The 15,216-nt window shown below is 67.2% G+C and carries 20 protein-coding genes and 1 tRNA gene; 6 read left to right on the top strand and 15 right to left on the bottom strand.

Features of this window, described 5'->3' with window-relative positions:
* The first annotated feature begins 1 nt into the window (after position 1).
* Entirely contained in the window at positions 2-718 is a 717-nt protein-coding gene (locus AC1RM6_RS03695; protein ID WP_493098240.1) for a hypothetical protein, read from the top strand.
* Positions 719-815: 97 nt separating this feature from the next.
* Here AC1RM6_RS03695 and AC1RM6_RS03690 read toward each other — a convergent pair whose 3' ends face one another.
* From AC1RM6_RS03690 to AC1RM6_RS03675, 4 genes are all read right to left on the bottom strand, one after another.
* Positions 816-1,511, bottom strand: a complete 696-nt coding sequence (locus AC1RM6_RS03690; protein WP_493098239.1) for a glutathione S-transferase — start codon at positions 1,509-1,511, stop codon at positions 816-818.
* 45 nt (positions 1,512-1,556) lie between these two features.
* On the bottom strand, positions 1,557-2,270 hold the full coding sequence (locus AC1RM6_RS03685; RefSeq protein WP_493098238.1) for an extensin-like domain-containing protein: 714 nt from the start codon (positions 2,268-2,270) through the stop codon (positions 1,557-1,559).
* Between the two features lie 51 nt (positions 2,271-2,321).
* Entirely contained in the window at positions 2,322-2,618 is a 297-nt protein-coding gene (locus AC1RM6_RS03680; protein WP_493098237.1) for a hypothetical protein, read from the bottom strand.
* 118 nt (positions 2,619-2,736) lie between these two features.
* A complete protein-coding gene (locus tag AC1RM6_RS03675; RefSeq protein WP_493098236.1) occupies positions 2,737-3,183 on the bottom strand; it encodes a TlpA family protein disulfide reductase in 447 nt (148 codons plus the stop codon).
* Positions 3,184-3,327: 144 nt separating this feature from the next.
* Between AC1RM6_RS03675 and AC1RM6_RS03670 the strand changes: the two genes are divergently transcribed.
* Together AC1RM6_RS03670 and AC1RM6_RS03665 are read left to right on the top strand one after the other, a co-directional pair.
* Positions 3,328-4,308, top strand: coding sequence for a hypothetical protein (locus AC1RM6_RS03670; protein WP_493098235.1), 981 nt, complete (start codon positions 3,328-3,330; stop codon positions 4,306-4,308).
* A gap of 252 nt (positions 4,309-4,560) precedes the next feature.
* The gene (locus AC1RM6_RS03665) at positions 4,561-5,310 is read left to right on the top strand and encodes a hypothetical protein (protein ID WP_493098234.1); all 750 of its coding nucleotides are present in this window, start codon (positions 4,561-4,563) and stop codon (positions 5,308-5,310) included.
* A gap of 16 nt (positions 5,311-5,326) precedes the next feature.
* On the opposite strand, the gene AC1RM6_RS03660 is transcribed toward AC1RM6_RS03665, so the two are convergent.
* The 3 genes from AC1RM6_RS03660 to AC1RM6_RS03650 all read right to left on the bottom strand — a co-directional run bounded on the left by AC1RM6_RS03660 (position 5,327) and on the right by AC1RM6_RS03650 (position 7,448).
* A complete protein-coding gene (locus tag AC1RM6_RS03660) occupies positions 5,327-6,307 on the bottom strand; it encodes a phosphoribosylaminoimidazolesuccinocarboxamide synthase (protein WP_493098233.1) in 981 nt (326 codons plus the stop codon).
* 46 nt (positions 6,308-6,353) lie between these two features.
* Complete coding sequence (locus AC1RM6_RS03655) at positions 6,354-7,016, bottom strand: 6-phosphogluconolactonase (RefSeq protein WP_493098232.1); 663 nt, start codon at positions 7,014-7,016, stop codon at positions 6,354-6,356.
* A gap of 108 nt (positions 7,017-7,124) precedes the next feature.
* Positions 7,125-7,448 carry a hypothetical protein gene (locus AC1RM6_RS03650; RefSeq protein ID WP_493098231.1) on the bottom strand — a complete coding sequence of 108 codons (324 nt, stop codon included), beginning with the start codon at positions 7,446-7,448 and terminating at the stop codon, positions 7,125-7,127.
* 234 nt (positions 7,449-7,682) lie between these two features.
* On the opposite strand from AC1RM6_RS03650, the gene AC1RM6_RS03645 reads away from it, so the two are divergent.
* Positions 7,683-8,537: an oxygenase MpaB family protein gene (locus AC1RM6_RS03645; RefSeq protein ID WP_493098230.1), complete on the top strand. Its 855-nt coding sequence runs from the start codon at positions 7,683-7,685 to the stop codon at positions 8,535-8,537.
* 74 nt (positions 8,538-8,611) lie between these two features.
* Here the strand turns inward: AC1RM6_RS03645 and AC1RM6_RS03640 are convergent.
* Positions 8,612-8,685, bottom strand: a tRNA-Gln gene (locus AC1RM6_RS03640).
* Positions 8,686-8,845: 160 nt separating this feature from the next.
* Here AC1RM6_RS03640 and AC1RM6_RS03635 point away from each other — a divergent pair.
* A complete protein-coding gene (locus tag AC1RM6_RS03635; RefSeq protein WP_493098229.1) occupies positions 8,846-9,892 on the top strand; it encodes a Ppx/GppA phosphatase family protein in 1,047 nt (348 codons plus the stop codon).
* Positions 9,889-10,584: an RlmE family RNA methyltransferase gene (locus AC1RM6_RS03630; RefSeq protein WP_493098228.1), complete on the top strand. Its 696-nt coding sequence runs from the start codon at positions 9,889-9,891 to the stop codon at positions 10,582-10,584. The genes AC1RM6_RS03635 and AC1RM6_RS03630 overlap by 4 nt, the downstream gene beginning before the upstream one ends.
* Here the strand turns inward: AC1RM6_RS03630 and AC1RM6_RS03625 are convergent.
* The 7 genes from AC1RM6_RS03625 to AC1RM6_RS03595 all read right to left on the bottom strand — a co-directional run bounded on the left by AC1RM6_RS03625 (position 10,571) and on the right by AC1RM6_RS03595 (position 15,185).
* Positions 10,571-11,272 carry a ribonuclease T2 family protein gene (locus AC1RM6_RS03625; RefSeq protein WP_493098227.1) on the bottom strand — a complete coding sequence of 234 codons (702 nt, stop codon included), beginning with the start codon at positions 11,270-11,272 and terminating at the stop codon, positions 10,571-10,573. The two genes, AC1RM6_RS03630 and AC1RM6_RS03625, sit on opposite strands and share 14 nt — an antisense overlap.
* 109 nt (positions 11,273-11,381) lie before the next feature.
* On the bottom strand, positions 11,382-12,227 hold the full coding sequence (gene nadC / locus AC1RM6_RS03620) for a carboxylating nicotinate-nucleotide diphosphorylase (RefSeq protein ID WP_493098226.1): 846 nt from the start codon (positions 12,225-12,227) through the stop codon (positions 11,382-11,384).
* An 85-nt stretch (positions 12,228-12,312) separates the two neighbouring features.
* Positions 12,313-13,302, bottom strand: a complete 990-nt coding sequence (nadA, locus tag AC1RM6_RS03615) for a quinolinate synthase NadA (protein ID WP_493098225.1) — start codon at positions 13,300-13,302, stop codon at positions 12,313-12,315.
* Between the two features lie 25 nt (positions 13,303-13,327).
* Entirely contained in the window at positions 13,328-14,188 is an 861-nt protein-coding gene (locus AC1RM6_RS03610; protein WP_493098224.1) for an MBL fold metallo-hydrolase, read from the bottom strand.
* Between the two features lie 91 nt (positions 14,189-14,279).
* Positions 14,280-14,612: a Grx4 family monothiol glutaredoxin gene (gene grxD, locus AC1RM6_RS03605; protein WP_493098223.1), complete on the bottom strand. Its 333-nt coding sequence runs from the start codon at positions 14,610-14,612 to the stop codon at positions 14,280-14,282.
* A 12-nt stretch (positions 14,613-14,624) separates the two neighbouring features.
* Positions 14,625-14,858, bottom strand: a complete 234-nt coding sequence (locus AC1RM6_RS03600) for a BolA family protein (RefSeq protein ID WP_493098222.1) — start codon at positions 14,856-14,858, stop codon at positions 14,625-14,627.
* Between the two features lie 3 nt (positions 14,859-14,861).
* Positions 14,862-15,185, bottom strand: coding sequence for a DUF1476 domain-containing protein (locus AC1RM6_RS03595; RefSeq protein WP_493098221.1), 324 nt, complete (start codon positions 15,183-15,185; stop codon positions 14,862-14,864).
* Positions 15,186-15,216: the final 31 nt, after the last annotated feature.

Genomic DNA, 15,216 nt, shown 5'->3' with positions numbered 1-15,216 from the left:
GATGATCGACAGCCGCCAGACGATGCAGCGCGCCGACGACCTGCTCCAGCGGGTTCGTTCGCAGACCTCGCCGGCCGCGGTCAAGGCGCATCGCCGCCGGGTCGCGGGCTTCTTTCGCCGGCTCAAGATCGCGATCATGGGCCTGCTCGCGGTGATGCTGGCGACCGGGATCGCCGGCAGCATCACGCCGATCGGGGTCTGGGGCTTCCTGCTGATGCTGATCGGCATGGCGGTCGTCTTCTGGGGGGTGATGCTGATGTGGCCGCGCCCGTCGGAGCCGACCACCGAGCAGATCGCCCGCAGCGACCTGCCCGCGCTGCCCGGCAAGACCGAGCGCTGGCTCGAGGCGCAGCGCCCGGCGCTGCCTGCCCCCGCGCAGCGGCTCGCCGACGAGATCGGGATCAAGCTCGAGACGATCGCCCCCCAGCTCGCCCGGCTCGATCCGCAGGAGCCCGCGGCCTATGAGTTCCGCAAGCTGATGGCCGAGGAACTGCCCGAGCTGATCGACGGCTATAAGCGCGTTCCCGAGACGATGCGCCGCGAGTCGCGCAACGGCACCTCGCCCGACAAGCAGCTGCTCGACGGCCTGCGGGTGGTCGACGACGAACTCCAGCGGCTGAGCGCGCAGGTCGCCTCGGGCGACCTCGACAAGCTCGCCACCCAGGGCCGCTATCTCGAGCTCAAATATCGCGGCGAAGGCAGTAGCGGACCGAATTAGAGTATTTTCAAGTCAGGTGGAACACCTGACGGCTCGGAAAATACGGAAAACAAAGACAATTTAGAGCATGTTCTGATCAATCTGATCAGGACATGCTTTAGGCCGCGTCGAGCTCGGCATAATAGCGGAACAGCCCGTCGCCATAGGGCAGCCGCCGGTCGCTCACCAGATAGTCGGCGAATTCGGGCAGTCCGGCCACCCGCAGATGATGCGCGACCAGCCGCGGCACATCGGCCTCGACATGCTTCATCCGCTTCGGAAAGGCATGGCGCAGGCCGTCGAACAAATGGAACAGCGACAGGTCGGCATAGCTCCAGCGATCGCCGACCAGCCAGTCGTGCCGGCCGAGCGCACGCTCGAAATAGCCCAGATATTTGGGCATGCGATCGTCGCGAAAATCCTCGGCGCGCCGCGCGGCCTCTGGCTTCTGCTCCTCATAATAAAGCCCCGAGCCGATCGGGTGGTGCGCGTCATGCGCCTCGACCACCATGTCGGCGATCGTCAGCTGATATTGCAGCGCCGCCAGCCGTCCCACCTCTTCCTTCGGCGCAAGCCCATGGTGGCGGCCGAGCCAGTCGAGGATGTTCGCGGTCTGTGCGATCACCCGTTCGCCCGCGACCAGATAGGGCGGCGCGAACGGCTCGGGCACGCGCGTCTTCATGTCGGCCATCATCGCCGCGTCGCCCTGCTCGCGCGCGCAATCGCGATAGGCGATCCCGCCCGCTTCGAGCGCCTGGCGCACGAACTCGCCGCGCCCGGGAATGCCGGTCCAGTACCACAGATCATAGGCCATCGCCGCATCCTCCACCGCCTGCCAACGCACGAGACGCCGGTTGGGTCAGCGGCAATATGTCCAGGCGCCTCGGCGGCCCCGATCGAGATGCAGGTGATCGCGGTGGAGATCGTTGTAATCGGGCGACAATGTCGTCGAGAAAATATCGCAGGCGCCATCGCGAACCTCATGGAGGAAGGCGCCCTTCGCGCCGTCGCTCTTCCAGTCGCCGGCCACCGTGATCCGCCGCCCGTCGGCGAGCCGGAAGCCGGCGATGTCGATCGCGTTGGCGGTGGCGTGTTCGCTCCAGCGCCCCTCGCGGCCGCCGCGGATACCGCGGCAATTATAGCTGCCGAACGTGTCGATCCGCGCCACCTTCACCCCGAAATGGCGTTGCGCGGCGGGATCGATCACCTGCTTCTGCCACAGGAACAGGGCCGCGGTGACCACACAGCTGGTGGTCGCGGGCGGCGAGAAGCCGGCGATGCCCTTGTTCTGCAACCGTACGCCGTCGGCATAGCCGCAATAGAAGCCGCCCTTGATCACCGGCAGCACCTCGTAGCGCAACCCGGCATCGTCGAGCAGCGCGCGGCAGGCGGGGAAATCGTCGCGCAGCCGGTCGAGCTTGAAGCTGGTGAACGGGCCGACCCGGTCGGCCAGCGCCATCCGCCCCCAGGGCATGTCCTCGGGATAACGCCGGCCCCATTCGAAGAGGCCGAGCGCGAGCGCGACGATGGCGACGATCAGGAAGGTGCGGAAACCGAAACGGTTGAGAGTCATGACCGCCCGGTCTTAGCGGCGCGGCCCGGCCACCGCTACGCTATCCTTGGCTCAGCGGCCCGAAACCGCGGTCCAGGCGGCGGCGACCGCGAGAAAGGCGAAGTCGGCGGCCATCACCCCGAGCGCCAGCGACTCCACCGCCACCGTGACCGTATAGCCGATGATGCCGATACCGGCCGCGGCCATTGCCACGCTGGCGATCCGGCCGACGGAGAAACGGGGCTTCGCGGGCGTCTTGGGGCGCCGGGCAGCCGGGGCAGGACGCGCCGTCATGTGGCTGGCGGGCGCTTCGGCACGCTGCGCGGCCGGAGCGAGCGACGGGACGATATCGAACTGCTGGAATGCCATGACCTTGCTCCCTTCGTCAGGAGGTCGGGGCGGGATCGTTCCGGCGGCGGCCTCTGGACCGGATATGGGGTCTGGCGGGTCGCAATTGTAGCTGAATAAAGTCGATCGCTTTGTTCGACTATCTCGAACAGTCGGCACGCCAGCGCGCAAGGTCGGCCGGGGTCACGCCACCACGCTGGTAGGCGCACCGCCGCCCCGCCCTGTCGAATGCCACCGCCGTCGGCAGCGCCCCGCCCGCCTCAGGCGCCAGCGCCAGCACATCGACCGACGCACTTGCCGGGAAACGCACGGCGTCGTCGGCCAGACCGCCCAGCAACGCCTTGCTGCGCGGGCTCGCATCGACGGCGACCACGACGACCGGCAGCGGCGTCGCCGCCTTGCGCAGTGCATCGATGTCGCGCAGTTCGGCGCGGCACGGCGCGCACCAGATCGCCCAGAACAACACCACCGCCGGCTTCGGCAACGCGCGGACCGCGCCGGCGCCGTCGCGCAGCGACGGTTCGGGCGGCGCCGCGCCGATCAGGAGGAGCGCGAACAAGATCGGGATGATACGCAAGACTGTCATCGCCGCCTTGCTAAGCTTGATCCATTTCGAACGCAAAACTCTTCGTACCAGCCTTGCCGATCGAAAAGTCGAGCCTGTAAACATGCCGGCAGCAGGGCCAAAAGCGGGACCAAAAGCAGCGGCCAACAGCGGGAGATGCCGTCGATGATCTTTTATCTGCTTGCGGCAATGCTTGCGACCGATGCCCCGCCCGTTCCCACCCCTGCCCCGCCCCCTGCGCAGATGAGCGCGCAAGCCGCCTTCGATGCCGCGACCGTCGCCCGCGAGGCAGGCCGCTTCGACGAGGCCCTGACGATTTTTTCCGGGCTCGAGACGCGCCCCTCGGTCCTGCGCAATCCGGCGGTGCTGGGCACCGTCAAGATCCGGAAGGGCCTGGCGCTGGCGGAACTCGATCGACAGGACGAGGCCGAGACGTCGCTACGCGACGGTCTGAAGCTCGTGCCCGAAGCGATCGATACCTATCATGGGGATCGCTTTCTGGCGCATATCGCTCTGGCGCGCATGGCGGCCGCCAACCTCGAATATGCCCGCGCGAACGCCGAACTGGCGTTGGCCCAGCCGCTCGTCGACAATGATTCCGCGCGCGTCGAACTTCTGGTGCTGCAGGCACGCGTCACCATGTTCGACGAAGGTGACGCCGCGATCGGCTATGCCGATGCCGCACTCGCCATCGTCGCCCGGAACAAGACCGCCACCAAGCCGCTCCTGGCCGAGCTGCGCTCGCTGCACGCCCGCGCCCTGCTCAATCGCGGCCGTGCCGCCGAAGCCTATGCCGAACTGAAGAAGGCGATCGCCGAGCAAGGCGGTCTCGACCTCAGGGTCGGCCTGTCGGAAATCATCACCCGTTCCGACATGGCGCTCGCGGCATTGCTCAACGGCGACGACGAAGCCGCCCGCAAATATCTCGCCTATACCGGCGCGGGGCGGTGGGAAAAGGCGCCCTTCGCGACTGCGGTCCATATGGGACCGCCCGATTGCGAGGGGCCGGCCCATCTGCGGCCCGACGATGTCGCCGTGGTGGAATTCAGCATCCGTGCGGATGGATCGGTCGGCTATGCGCAGCCGATCTACAGTTCGCGACTGGGCGCCGGCGCCGCGGAATTCGCGCGCGTCGTCCGCTCCTGATCATGGACGCCCGAATCGGCTGCGGCCATCCCCGAACTGTTCCGTGCCGTCACCCGCGTCGAACTGCGTTGCTCGACCGCCGCGGATCGCCCGACCGCCGCGGGACAGTTGAGCCGCGACCTCTCCGCCTGGCTGGAGGCGATCCACGCCCCGCCCAGCGATATCCAGGGTTCCGACGCGGCCAGGTTCGGCCCGTTGAAGACCGAACTCGCGCGCCGATCCGCCACCGGCGCGACGACCGCCGCGATACCGGTGCTGCTCGAACTGGCCGGCAGCCCGCTCGCATCCGATCTCGAACGCCAGGGCTGGCTGGTCCAGGCGCGCGACATCGCGATACGCGCCGGCGCGCCGCTGCCCGTCCGCATCGCCATCGAAATCGCACTCGCGAATGCGAACAGCCCGTGGAAGCTGCGCGACGCGCGCGAGCAGAAACGGGCGTTGCGCGAACTCGCCGCGCGACCGGAGGTGCGGCAGGATGCGCGCCTTGCGGCCACGCTGAACCTGCTGATCGCCGAAGCGACGCCGACCCGCTCTCCGCCTGCCGACGCGCGGGCGTTGCTCGAGCAGATTGTCGGGGATTCCCGGTTGACCGATCAATCGCCCGAAAAGATCGGCGCCCTCGTCCGGCTTGCCACGATTCAGGCCGCGGCCGGGGAAACCGCCGCAGCGCGCGCCAGCTATGCGCGCACCGGCCTGTCGGCGCAGCAATGCGCGCTGCTCGATGCGCAGCCCGTCATGCGCAAGAGCAACAGCTCCTCCAGCGATTTTCCGCTGGAGGCGATGCGCTGGGGCTTCGAAGGCTGGGTGAAGACCGAATTCGATATCCTCGCCGACGGACACACCACCCGCCAGCGCACGATCGTCGCCTATCCGCCGTTCGTGTTCCGCGATGCCGGCGTGTCGGTGGCGAAGAAGGTGCTCTACCAGACGAGCTACCGGCCACAGGGCGACATTGCCTGCACCGGGGCCAGCAAGAATATCCGCTTCGGCACCGGCGGATAGCCGCCGCCGGCGTCTCTCAACCGGCCGCGAAGAAGGGCTGCAGCCGACCGCGAATCCGCTCCAGCGGCGTGGCGCCCTCGAGATCGGGCTCGAAGCCCCGTCCGGTGATCGTCTCGAACGCCTCCGCATAGACGGCGGCGGTGCCCAGGATCAGATCCTGGGGGATTTCGGGGATCGGATCCTTGTACGGGTCGCAGCGCGCCGCCACCCACGACCGGACGAAATCCTTGTCGAAGCTGTCGGGACGCTCGCCGGCCTCGAACCGCGCGTCGTAGCTCGCCTGCTTCCAGTAGCGGCTGCTGTCGGGGGTGTGGATCTCGTCGGCGAGAACGATCCGCCCCTCCGGGTCGACCCCGAACTCATATTTGGTGTCGGCGAGGATCAGACCGCGCTCCTCCGCCAGCGTCTGTCCCCGCGCGAACAGCGCGAGCGCGGTCGCGCTCAGCTCGTCCCACTGCGCCGACGTCAGCAGCTTGCGGTCGAGGATCTCGGCCGGGGTCAGCGGCTCGTCATGGCCGCCGTCAAATTCCTTGCTGGTCGGGGTGATGATCGGCGTCGCCAGCCGCTGATTGTCGCGCATCCCGTCAGGCAGGGTCATCCCGTACATCGTGCGCTCGCCCGCCTTGTAGAGCGTCAGGATCGAGGTACCGGTGGTCCCGGCCAGATAGCCGCGCACGACGATCTCGACCGGCAATATGTCGAGGCGCCGGCACAGCAGGACATTGGCATCGGGATAGTCGATCACATGGTTGGCGCAGATATCGGCGGTCTGCTCGAACCAGAAACGCGCGGTCTGGGTGAGCACCTGCCCCTTGAACGGGATCGCGCACAGGATGCGATCGAACGCGCTCAGCCGGTCGGAAGCGATGATCAGCCGGCGCCCATCGGCCAGATCATAATTGTCGCGGACCTTGCCGCGATAATGGCACGGCAGTTCGGGGATCGTGGCATCGTCGAGCGTCCGCGACGCGAAGGCGGCAAAATCGTGAAGCGGCATCGGACATCCTCTGATCGGTCGGGATGTGCCTCATAGAAATTTCGTCTCAACAAGCCGACCAGAAAATGCGGACCGGGCTGCGCGCTGCCGCAAAAAGATGGGTGAGCGGGATGTCGACCTCACCCGCGGCGGCGCGTTCGGCGAGCAGGCGCTTGCGATGCCCGCGGATCACCAAGATGATCTCGCCCGCATCGGCGATCGCATCGAGGCTCAGGCTCAGGCGGTCGACCGCGACATGGCCCGAGCTGTCGGCCGGACGCGTCCGGACAAGCTTGGGATCGGCTGCCGGCTGGGTGGGACGACGCTCGACATCGGCGGTTGAGAACAGGGAGGCGATCTTGCCGTCCTCGGCCATCCCCAGCCAGACCAGATCGAAACGCTCGGGGAGCGCGATTTCGTCGAGCGGCGAGATCCAGGCCGGCGTCCGGTCGAGCGCACGCGACAGCATGCCGTAATTGCTGGCCCAATGGGTCGGCGCGACCAGCCGCTCGTCGGTAGGGACGATCGTCGCGCGGTGCCAGGGCAGCCTGTAGTCGCGCAACCGGTCGAGGATCGGCTTCGGGGTCGATCCGCCGGCAACCGCGAGGAACGACGCACGATCGAGCGGCACATGCCGCGCGACATGATCGGCCACGGCGCAATCGTCGCCGCGCCACGACCAGATCGGCGCCATCGGTGCCGACGGCCTGCGATATCGGGCTTCAGCCATGCTCATCCAACGAAGCAGGGGCGAACATGGGTTCCGGCATGGTGCGATCTTTTGCGCCTCCATGGCGCGTCGGTCGAGACGACGAAATGTCCAGGGCCGGTCTCACGATCAGCGATCGGCCTGCCGCGCCTCGAGCGTCGCCGCCATCAGCACCTGCGACGGGTTGGCCTCGCAGATCGCCTCGACCTTGCCGATCAGATTTTCGGCATCGCCGGGGCGGCCGACCGCCTGGGCCAGGCCGAAATTCATGCCCGACCAGAAGCCGAGAACCCAGATCTGGGCCTCGGTGCGGCGATCGGATCCGAACGCGGTCTGACAGCTCGCATTGCCGACGCCGAAGATCGTCGCGCTCGCCTTCTGCGCCGGCATGACCGTCGGTTTGGGGGGCTGGGCCACGATCGCGCTCATCGTCATTGCCAGCGTCAGGAACATGCAACTCTCCATATCGTCTCGCCGCGCCGCATCGATCGGCGCTGGCGCCCCAGCCTAACGCCGTTGGCGGACACGATCACGTCAAACTTCACGAAACTGTCAAACAAATCCTTACACGCCCTCGGCCGCGGCGCGGAGCGCAACGCCGCCCGCCCCCGAGCGTTGAAGACAGGCGCGGGCTCGCGGGCGATCGACGACGGTCGGCCTCATGCTCGCCCGGTATCGGAGGGAATCATGTGGAGCGCGATGACGACGATGATGCGGCCGCCGCCCGGGCTCGACATCGACTTTGCCGAACCGGCGGGCGAGCCCGCCCTCACCGCGCCCGATTCGCTGTCATGGCGCCTGTTCAGGAACCCGGTCGCGCTGTTCGTCGGCGGGGTCGCCGCGGTCATCCTCGAACTGGCCGAGCCATCGGTCCGGGCGGGGGTGTGGGATCATAGCAGCTTTCGGCGCGATCCCGGGCTGCGCCTGCGGCGGACCGGCTTCGCCGCGATGATGACCGTCTATGGCCCGCGCCGCGCCGCCGAGGAGATGATCGCCAGGGTCGTTCGGATGCACGGCCAGGTTCGCGGCGAGACCGCGGACGGGCTGGCCTATCGCGCCAATGATCCGCGCCTGCTCGACTGGGTTCAGGCGACCGCGACCTTCGGCTTCGTCGAAGCCTATCACCGCTTCGTGACCCCGCTCGACGATGCCATGAAATCGCGCGCCTTCAGCGAAGCCCGCGCCGCCGCCCGTCTCTACGGCGCGACCGGCGCCCCCGCGTCCTGGGGCGACTGGCAGGCGCTGCTCGCCGCGACCGCGCCGAAGCTGGGCGGATCGCCGATCCTGACCGAATTTCTCGATATCATGGAAACCGCCGCCATATTGCCGGCGCCGCTACGGCCACTCCAGCGGCTGCTCGTGCGCGCGGCGGTCGATATGACGCCCGCCCCCGTGCGCGATCTGCCCGAACTGTCCGGCCGGGGCCTCGGTCGCCTCGGCCAGACCATGGTCCGGCTGCTCGGACGCACCGCCGATCGTCTGCCGTTGAACGGCACCCCGCCGGCCGAGGCCGCGCGCCGCCTCGGCGTCGCGCTGCGCTGATCGGCGCGCAGATCAGGGCCGACAACCAGCGCAAGGCGGCGTTCGCCCGCGCTTCGCTTCGATGATGGGAGAGTTGGATGCCCCGTGAGGATTCGAACCTCAATTAACGGAGTCAGAGTCCGTAGTCTTACCTTTAGACGACAGGGCATCAGCGGTGCGGGGGCAAATAGGCAGCTCGGCCGACGCTGTCAACGCCCATATCGAACCTTCCGCCGCTACTCTTGCGGCCGAACGATGCAGCCACTACTCTCTTTATCAAGTTCCGCGCGCAACCACGTGTCGCGCGGCGATTGAGAAGAGTTTTGTCCATGGCGCACCGGCCTAACCCGGCCCCGCCGCGCCCCGAACGTTCACGGGGCCGCGCGCACCCGTCGCCGCATCCAGGCGGCCCCCGGCACAGTTATGCCGCCCTCGATCTCGGCACCAACAATTGCCGGCTGCTGATCGCCCGCCCGTCCGACGACGGTTTCGTGGTGGTCGACGCCTTTTCGCGAATCGTCCGCCTCGGCGAGGGCCTCGCCGCCACCGGCAAGCTGTCCGACGCGGCGATGGACCGCGCGGTCAGCGCGCTGTCGGTCTGCGCCGACAAGCTGCGCCGGCGCCATGTCGCGCTGGTGCGCTCGGTCGCGACCGAGGCCTGCCGCCGCGCCACCAACGGCCGCGAATTCGTCCAGCGCGTCTATCGCGAGACCGGCATCGCGCTCGAGATCATCACCGCCGAGACCGAGGCCCGCCTCGCCGTGCTCGGCTGCCACGCGTTGCTCGAACCCGGCGAGGGCAAGGCGCTGATCTTCGACATCGGCGGCGGATCGACCGAACTGGTGCTGATCGACTTCGAACAGGGCCAGCCGCGCGTGCTCGACTGGTACAGCGCGCCCTGGGGCGTCGTCTCGCTCACCGAGAGCGAACCGCATGAGGGCGAGGATGCCGCGACGCTGATGCAGAGCTATGCGCGGATGCGCGGCCGCGTCGCCGAAAGCTTCGCGAATTTCGGCGCGAAGCTGAAGGCGCAGGGGGTTCCCGCCGGCCGGCTGCTCGGCACCAGCGGCACCGTCACCACCCTCGCCAGCGTCCATCTCGACCTGCCGAGCTATGACCGGCGCGCGGTCGACGGGCTGATCGTGCCCGCCGAATCGATGCGCAACATCTCGAGCAAATTGTCGGGGATGAACGTCGCCGAGCGCGCCAAGCTCGCCTGTATCGGTCATGAGCGCGCCGATCTGGTCGTCGCCGGCTGCGCGATCCTCGACGCGATTCTCGACATCTGGCCCGCCGACCGGCTAGGCGTCGCCGATCGCGGCATTCGCGAAGGCATATTGCGATCGCTGATGGCGCGCGAACGGGGCAAATCATGAGTCGTGGTGGATCGGGCGGACGTCAGCGGGTCAAGACCGCCAAGGGCCGCAGCGCCCAGTCGATACGCTGGCTCGAACGCCAGCTCAACGATCCCTATGTCCGCAAGGCCAAGGCCGAAGGCTATCGATCGCGCGCTGCCTACAAGCTGATCGAGCTCGACGAGCGCTTCCACATCCTCAAGGGCGCGACCCGGGTGCTCGATCTCGGCATCACCCCGGGCGGCTGGACCCAGGTCGTGCGCCGGGTCTGTCCCAAGGCGGTCGTGGTCGGCATCGATCTGCTGCCGACCGATCCGATCGAAGGCGCGACCATCTTCGAGATGGATTTCCTCGAAGAGACCGCCCCCGCGGTGTTGACCGAGGCGCTCGGCGGGCTCGCCGACGTCGTCCTGTCGGATATGGCCGCCAATACCGTCGGTCACACCCAGACCGACCATTTGCGCACTATGGCGCTGGTCGAGGCGGCGCTGCTGTTCGCCAGCGAAGTGCTCCGCCCCGGGGGTTCGTTTTTGGCGAAGGTGTTCGCGGGCGGCGCCGATCATGAACTGGTCGCCGAGATGAAGCGGCTCTTCACCACCGTCAAACATGCCAAGCCGCCGGCGAGCCGCAAGGATTCGTCCGAATGGTATGTGATCGCGCAAGGGTTCAAGGGCCGCCCCGCCGAAGCCGCAGAAGACGTCAGCGAATCCTGATCGGACTCCCCGGCCGGACCGCGCCGTCCACCGGACAGCTGCGGCGCCTGAAACCGGTGTCGAGGCAGATCCTGACCTCCTCGAGCCAACCCTGGCGGTCGACCCCCAACCCGATCTCCTCGGCCCCCATACCGCTGTTGGCAGCAGCAAATGCCGCCTGGAAGCCGCCCGCGGTCAGCCGCCGGCCGCGCAGCGCGTCCATGTCGGGAAAGGCCAGCGCGCGGAACATCGCCGCACTCTTCTGGAAATATTGCTCGGCGCTGCGGCTCATGCAGGTGCCGTGCTTTTCCCATTCATGCTGGATCAGCTGCACCGAAGGCGACACGCACAGATTGGCGCGGATCACCCTGTCGGGCACCAGCCGCGTCGCCGTGCAATATTGCGGATGGTCGCGCCCCTTGCCGTCGGGCCACAGCCCATGGAGCACGAAGCCGAAACGCCGCATCTCGCCGCTGCACTGGACCCGGTCCTTCGGGCTCGTCATTCGCGTCCAGCAATATTGCGGCGACCAGCTCAGCGCGAGCGTATAGCCGCCGATCGGCACCAGCCGCCGCGGCTCCTCGCGGGTCGGCCCCTCGAGCATCGGCCTGGGCAGGTCCGCAGGCGCGACGCAGGCCGGGGTACCGCGCTGGGCCAGCGCGGGGGCGGCGATGGCGGCCAGCGCCAGCAGGGCGATATGGAGTCGCATAAGCGGAGTGTAGGCGCTTCCCCGCCGCCTCGCGAGCGCCGCGGCTCGAGTCTGGTTCAGCAAAGCTGAACCGCTGCGGCGCCTCAGCGAAGCTGAATCAGGCTCAATATCAAATCGCCCGGAAATCGAGCCCGATATCGACCGCCGGCGCCGACTGGGTCAACCGCCCTACCGAGACATAAGTGACCCCAGTCTCTGCGATCGCCTTGATCGTGTCGAGCCGGACCCCGCCCGAGGCCTCGGTCGGCACCCGGCCGCCGACCAGGGTCACCGCACCGCGCAGCGTCGGCGGGTCCATATTGTCGAGCAGCAAATGGGTCGCCCCCGCGGCGAGCGCGGGCTCGATCTGGTCGATCCGGTCGACCTCGACGATGATATTGGCGATCCCGGCCGCGACCGCCCGGCCGACCGCCTCGGATATGCCGCCGGCGACCGCGACATGATTGTCCTTGATCATCGCCGCATCCCACAGCCCCATGCGGTGGTTGGTCGCCCCGCCCATCCGGGTCGCATATTTTTCGAGCCGGCGCAGGCCGGGAATCGTCTTGCGGGTGTCGAGCAGCACCGCCCTGGTCCCGCGCATCGCATCGACATAGTGGCTGGCGAGCGTGGCGATCCCCGACAGGTGCTGGACGGTGTTGAGCGCCGAGCGCTCGGCGGTCAGCATCGCCCGCGCCTTGCCCTTCAGCGTCATCAGCACGCTGCCCTTGGCAACCCGCGCCCCGTCCTCGACCGGCATGACGATCTCGACATCGGGATCGAGCGCACGGAAAAAGGCTTCGGCGATGGCGAGCCCGGCGACGCTGATCGCGTCGCGGCTGGCCATCACCCCTTCGAACATCGCATCGGCGGGAATCACCGCAGCGGAGGTGATGTCGCCCCCCTCCCCCAGATCCTCGGCCAGGGTGGCGCGGACATAGGCGTCGAGATCGAAATCGGGCAAGGTGAAGGGCATCTCAGCCATCCTTCGTGAGAAACGCGGCAGAAGGCGTTCGGAACCGGGTACGCCCCCGGTCCTTCACCGCCATGACGGTTTGATGTTAGAGTTTGGGCCGTCCGACATCGGGGCCCGACAGGCCGCCGGTCATCTCGAGCATCCGGTCGAGCGAGCGCTTGGCGGCGATCCGGGTGGGCTCGTCGACCTCGATCTGCGGCGTCAGGTCGCGCAGCGAGAGGTAGAGCTTCTCCATCGTGTTGAGCGCCATATAGGGGCACATATTGCAGTTGCAGTTGCCGTCGGCACCCGGTGCGCCGATGAAGCGCTTGTGCGGCGCCGCCTTCTCCATCTGGTGGATGATGTGCGGCTCGGTCGCGACGATGAACAGCTCGCTGTCATCGTTCAGCACATAATCGAGGATGCCGCGGGTCGACCCGACATAGTCGGCATGGTCGAGGATATGGACCGGGCATTCGGGGTGCGCCGCCACGGGCGCGCCCGGATATTGCGCCTTGAGCTTGAGCAGTTCGGTCTCGCTGAACGCCTCGTGGACGATGCACGATCCTTCCCACAGCAGCATGTCGCGGCCGGTCTTGCGGGCGAAATAGCCGCCGAGATGGCGATCGGGCGCGAAAATGATCTTCTGGTCCATCGGGATCTGCGACAGGATCGTCTCGGCCGAGGACGAGGTGACGATGATGTCGCTATGCGCCTTCACCGCCGCCGAACAGTTGATGTAGGTCAGCGCCAGATGGTCGGGATGCGCGGCGCGGAACCGCGCGAATTGCTCGGGCGGACAACTGTCCTCCAGACTGCATCCGGCATCCATGTCGGGCAGGATCACGGTCTTTTCGGGGCTCAATATCTTGGCCACCTCGGCCATGAAGCGCACCCCGCAAAAGGCGATGACGTCGGCGTCGGTCGCCGCCGCCTTGCGCGACAGGTCCAGGCTGTCGCCGACGAAATCGGCCAGGTCCTGGATGTCGGGCGTCTGGTAATAATGGGCCAGGATCACCGCGTTGCGCTCCTTGCGCAGCCGGTCGATCTCGGCGCGCAGGTCGAGCCCGCTCAGATTGTCGACAATGGCGTTCATGGAAATCGTCTCCCCGCTGGCGCCGTCAGGCGGCCAGACTCCATAACTCGCCGGTCTCGCGTACGAGCCCCCGGGTCTGCAAATCGATGAGATGCGCGAGCACCGACAGGCCCGCGGCGAAATGGAGGCGCGGATCGACCCCGACATACATGCTCGCGACCATGTCGGGTATCCGCGCCACCTGCTTTTCCAGCAGGCGCAATATCTGTCCCTCGCGCTGCCGGCGATGCCCGGCCATGCCGCGCACGAAACGCTGCGGCCGGTCGATCCGCTCGCCATGCGCCGGATGGTAGACCAGATCCTGGTCGCGCTCGATCAGCATTTCGAGGCTGCGCATATAGTCGGTCATGTTGCCGTCGGGCGGCACCACCACGCTGGTCGACCAGCCCATCACATGATCGCCGGTGAACAGCGCCCCCGCCTCGGGCAGCGCATAGCAGAGATGATTGGACGTGTGGCCGGGGGTGTGCACCGCCTCGATCGTCCAGCCATCGCCGGCCAGCCGGTCGCCATGGCGCAGCACCTCGTCGGGGGCGTAGCTCGGATCGAAACCGGCATCGGCGCGCGGCCCCAGATCGTCGAGGATCAACGGCGCACAACCGATGATCGGTGCGCCGGTCCGCTCCTTGAGCGCGACCGCGGCGGGGCTGTGGTCGCGGTGGGTATGGGTGCAGACGATCGCGCGAACCGGACGCCCGCCGACCGCACGGACGATCGCGTCGACATGATCGGGCAGGTCCGGACCGGGGTCGATCACCGCAACGTCATGGCTGCCGACCAGATAGGTCTGGGTGCCGCTATAGGTGAAGGGGGAAGGATTGGGCGCGAGCAGGCGATGCACCAGCGGATGCTGCATCTGGGCCACGCCGGTGATCTGCTCGCTCATTGCGGCCCATGTGGCATCGGAAGGGGACATTGTGAAGGGCCGCATCGCATCCGAACCAGGGCCCTTCGCAGGCAAGGGCCCTGGCCGGGCATCAGTTCGCGGCGATCAGGCCTTTTTCCTGGAGCAGGTCTTCAAGCTCGCCGGCCTCGTACATCTCCATCATGATGTCCGATCCGCCGACGAATTCGCCCTTCACATAGAGCTGCGGAATCGTCGGCCAGTCCGAAAATTCCTTGATGCCCTGGCGAATGCCCTGATCCTGCAGCACGTCGATCGTCGCATATTCGACGCCGAGGCGGTCGAGGATCGCGATCGCGCGGCTCGAAAAGCCGCACTGCGGGAAGAGCGGCGTGCCCTTCATGAACAGCAGCACGTCGGCCGCATTGACCGCGCTGGCAATGCGCGCCTGGACATCATCACTCATCGAACATGCTCCTCAATCGGGTACCGACGTGGTCAACTGGAGTGCGTGGAGTACGCCCCCCATCCGTCCACCCAAAGCTTCGTAGACGCGCTGGTGCTGGCGTACCCGCGGCAGGCCGCGAAATGCCTCGCTGACCACGCGCGCCGCATAATGATCGCCGTCACCGGCAAGATCGGTGATCTCGACGACCGCGTCGGGCAATGCCGCCTTGATCATCGCCTCGATCTCGCCCGCTTCCATCGCCATGGATCAGAGGCCTTCCATCAACTGGCGACGGGCTTCGATCGTCTTGGCCTCGAGCGCGGCGCGGATGCGCGGCTCGTCGATCTCGACGCCCGCCGAGGTGATGTCGCCCAGCAGCTTGCGGATGACGTCCTCATCGCCGGCTTCCTCGAAATCGGCCTGCACCACCGACTTGGAATAGCTGTCGGTCTCTTCGACGGTCAGCCCCATCAGCGCGGCCGCCCACTGACCGACCAGCCGGTTGCGGCGGGCGGTGATGCGGAACGCCATCTCCTGATCATGGGCGTACTGGTTCTCAAAGGCCTTTTCGCGATCATCGAAAGTCGTCATGCTCACCCCAATCCCGGATTATCGTCATGTA

This window comes from Rhizorhabdus sp. GW822-FHT03C02 (assembly GCF_058801765.1).
The sequence above is the reverse complement of the archived record's forward strand: the minus strand, read 5'-3'. Positions and strand labels throughout refer to the sequence as shown.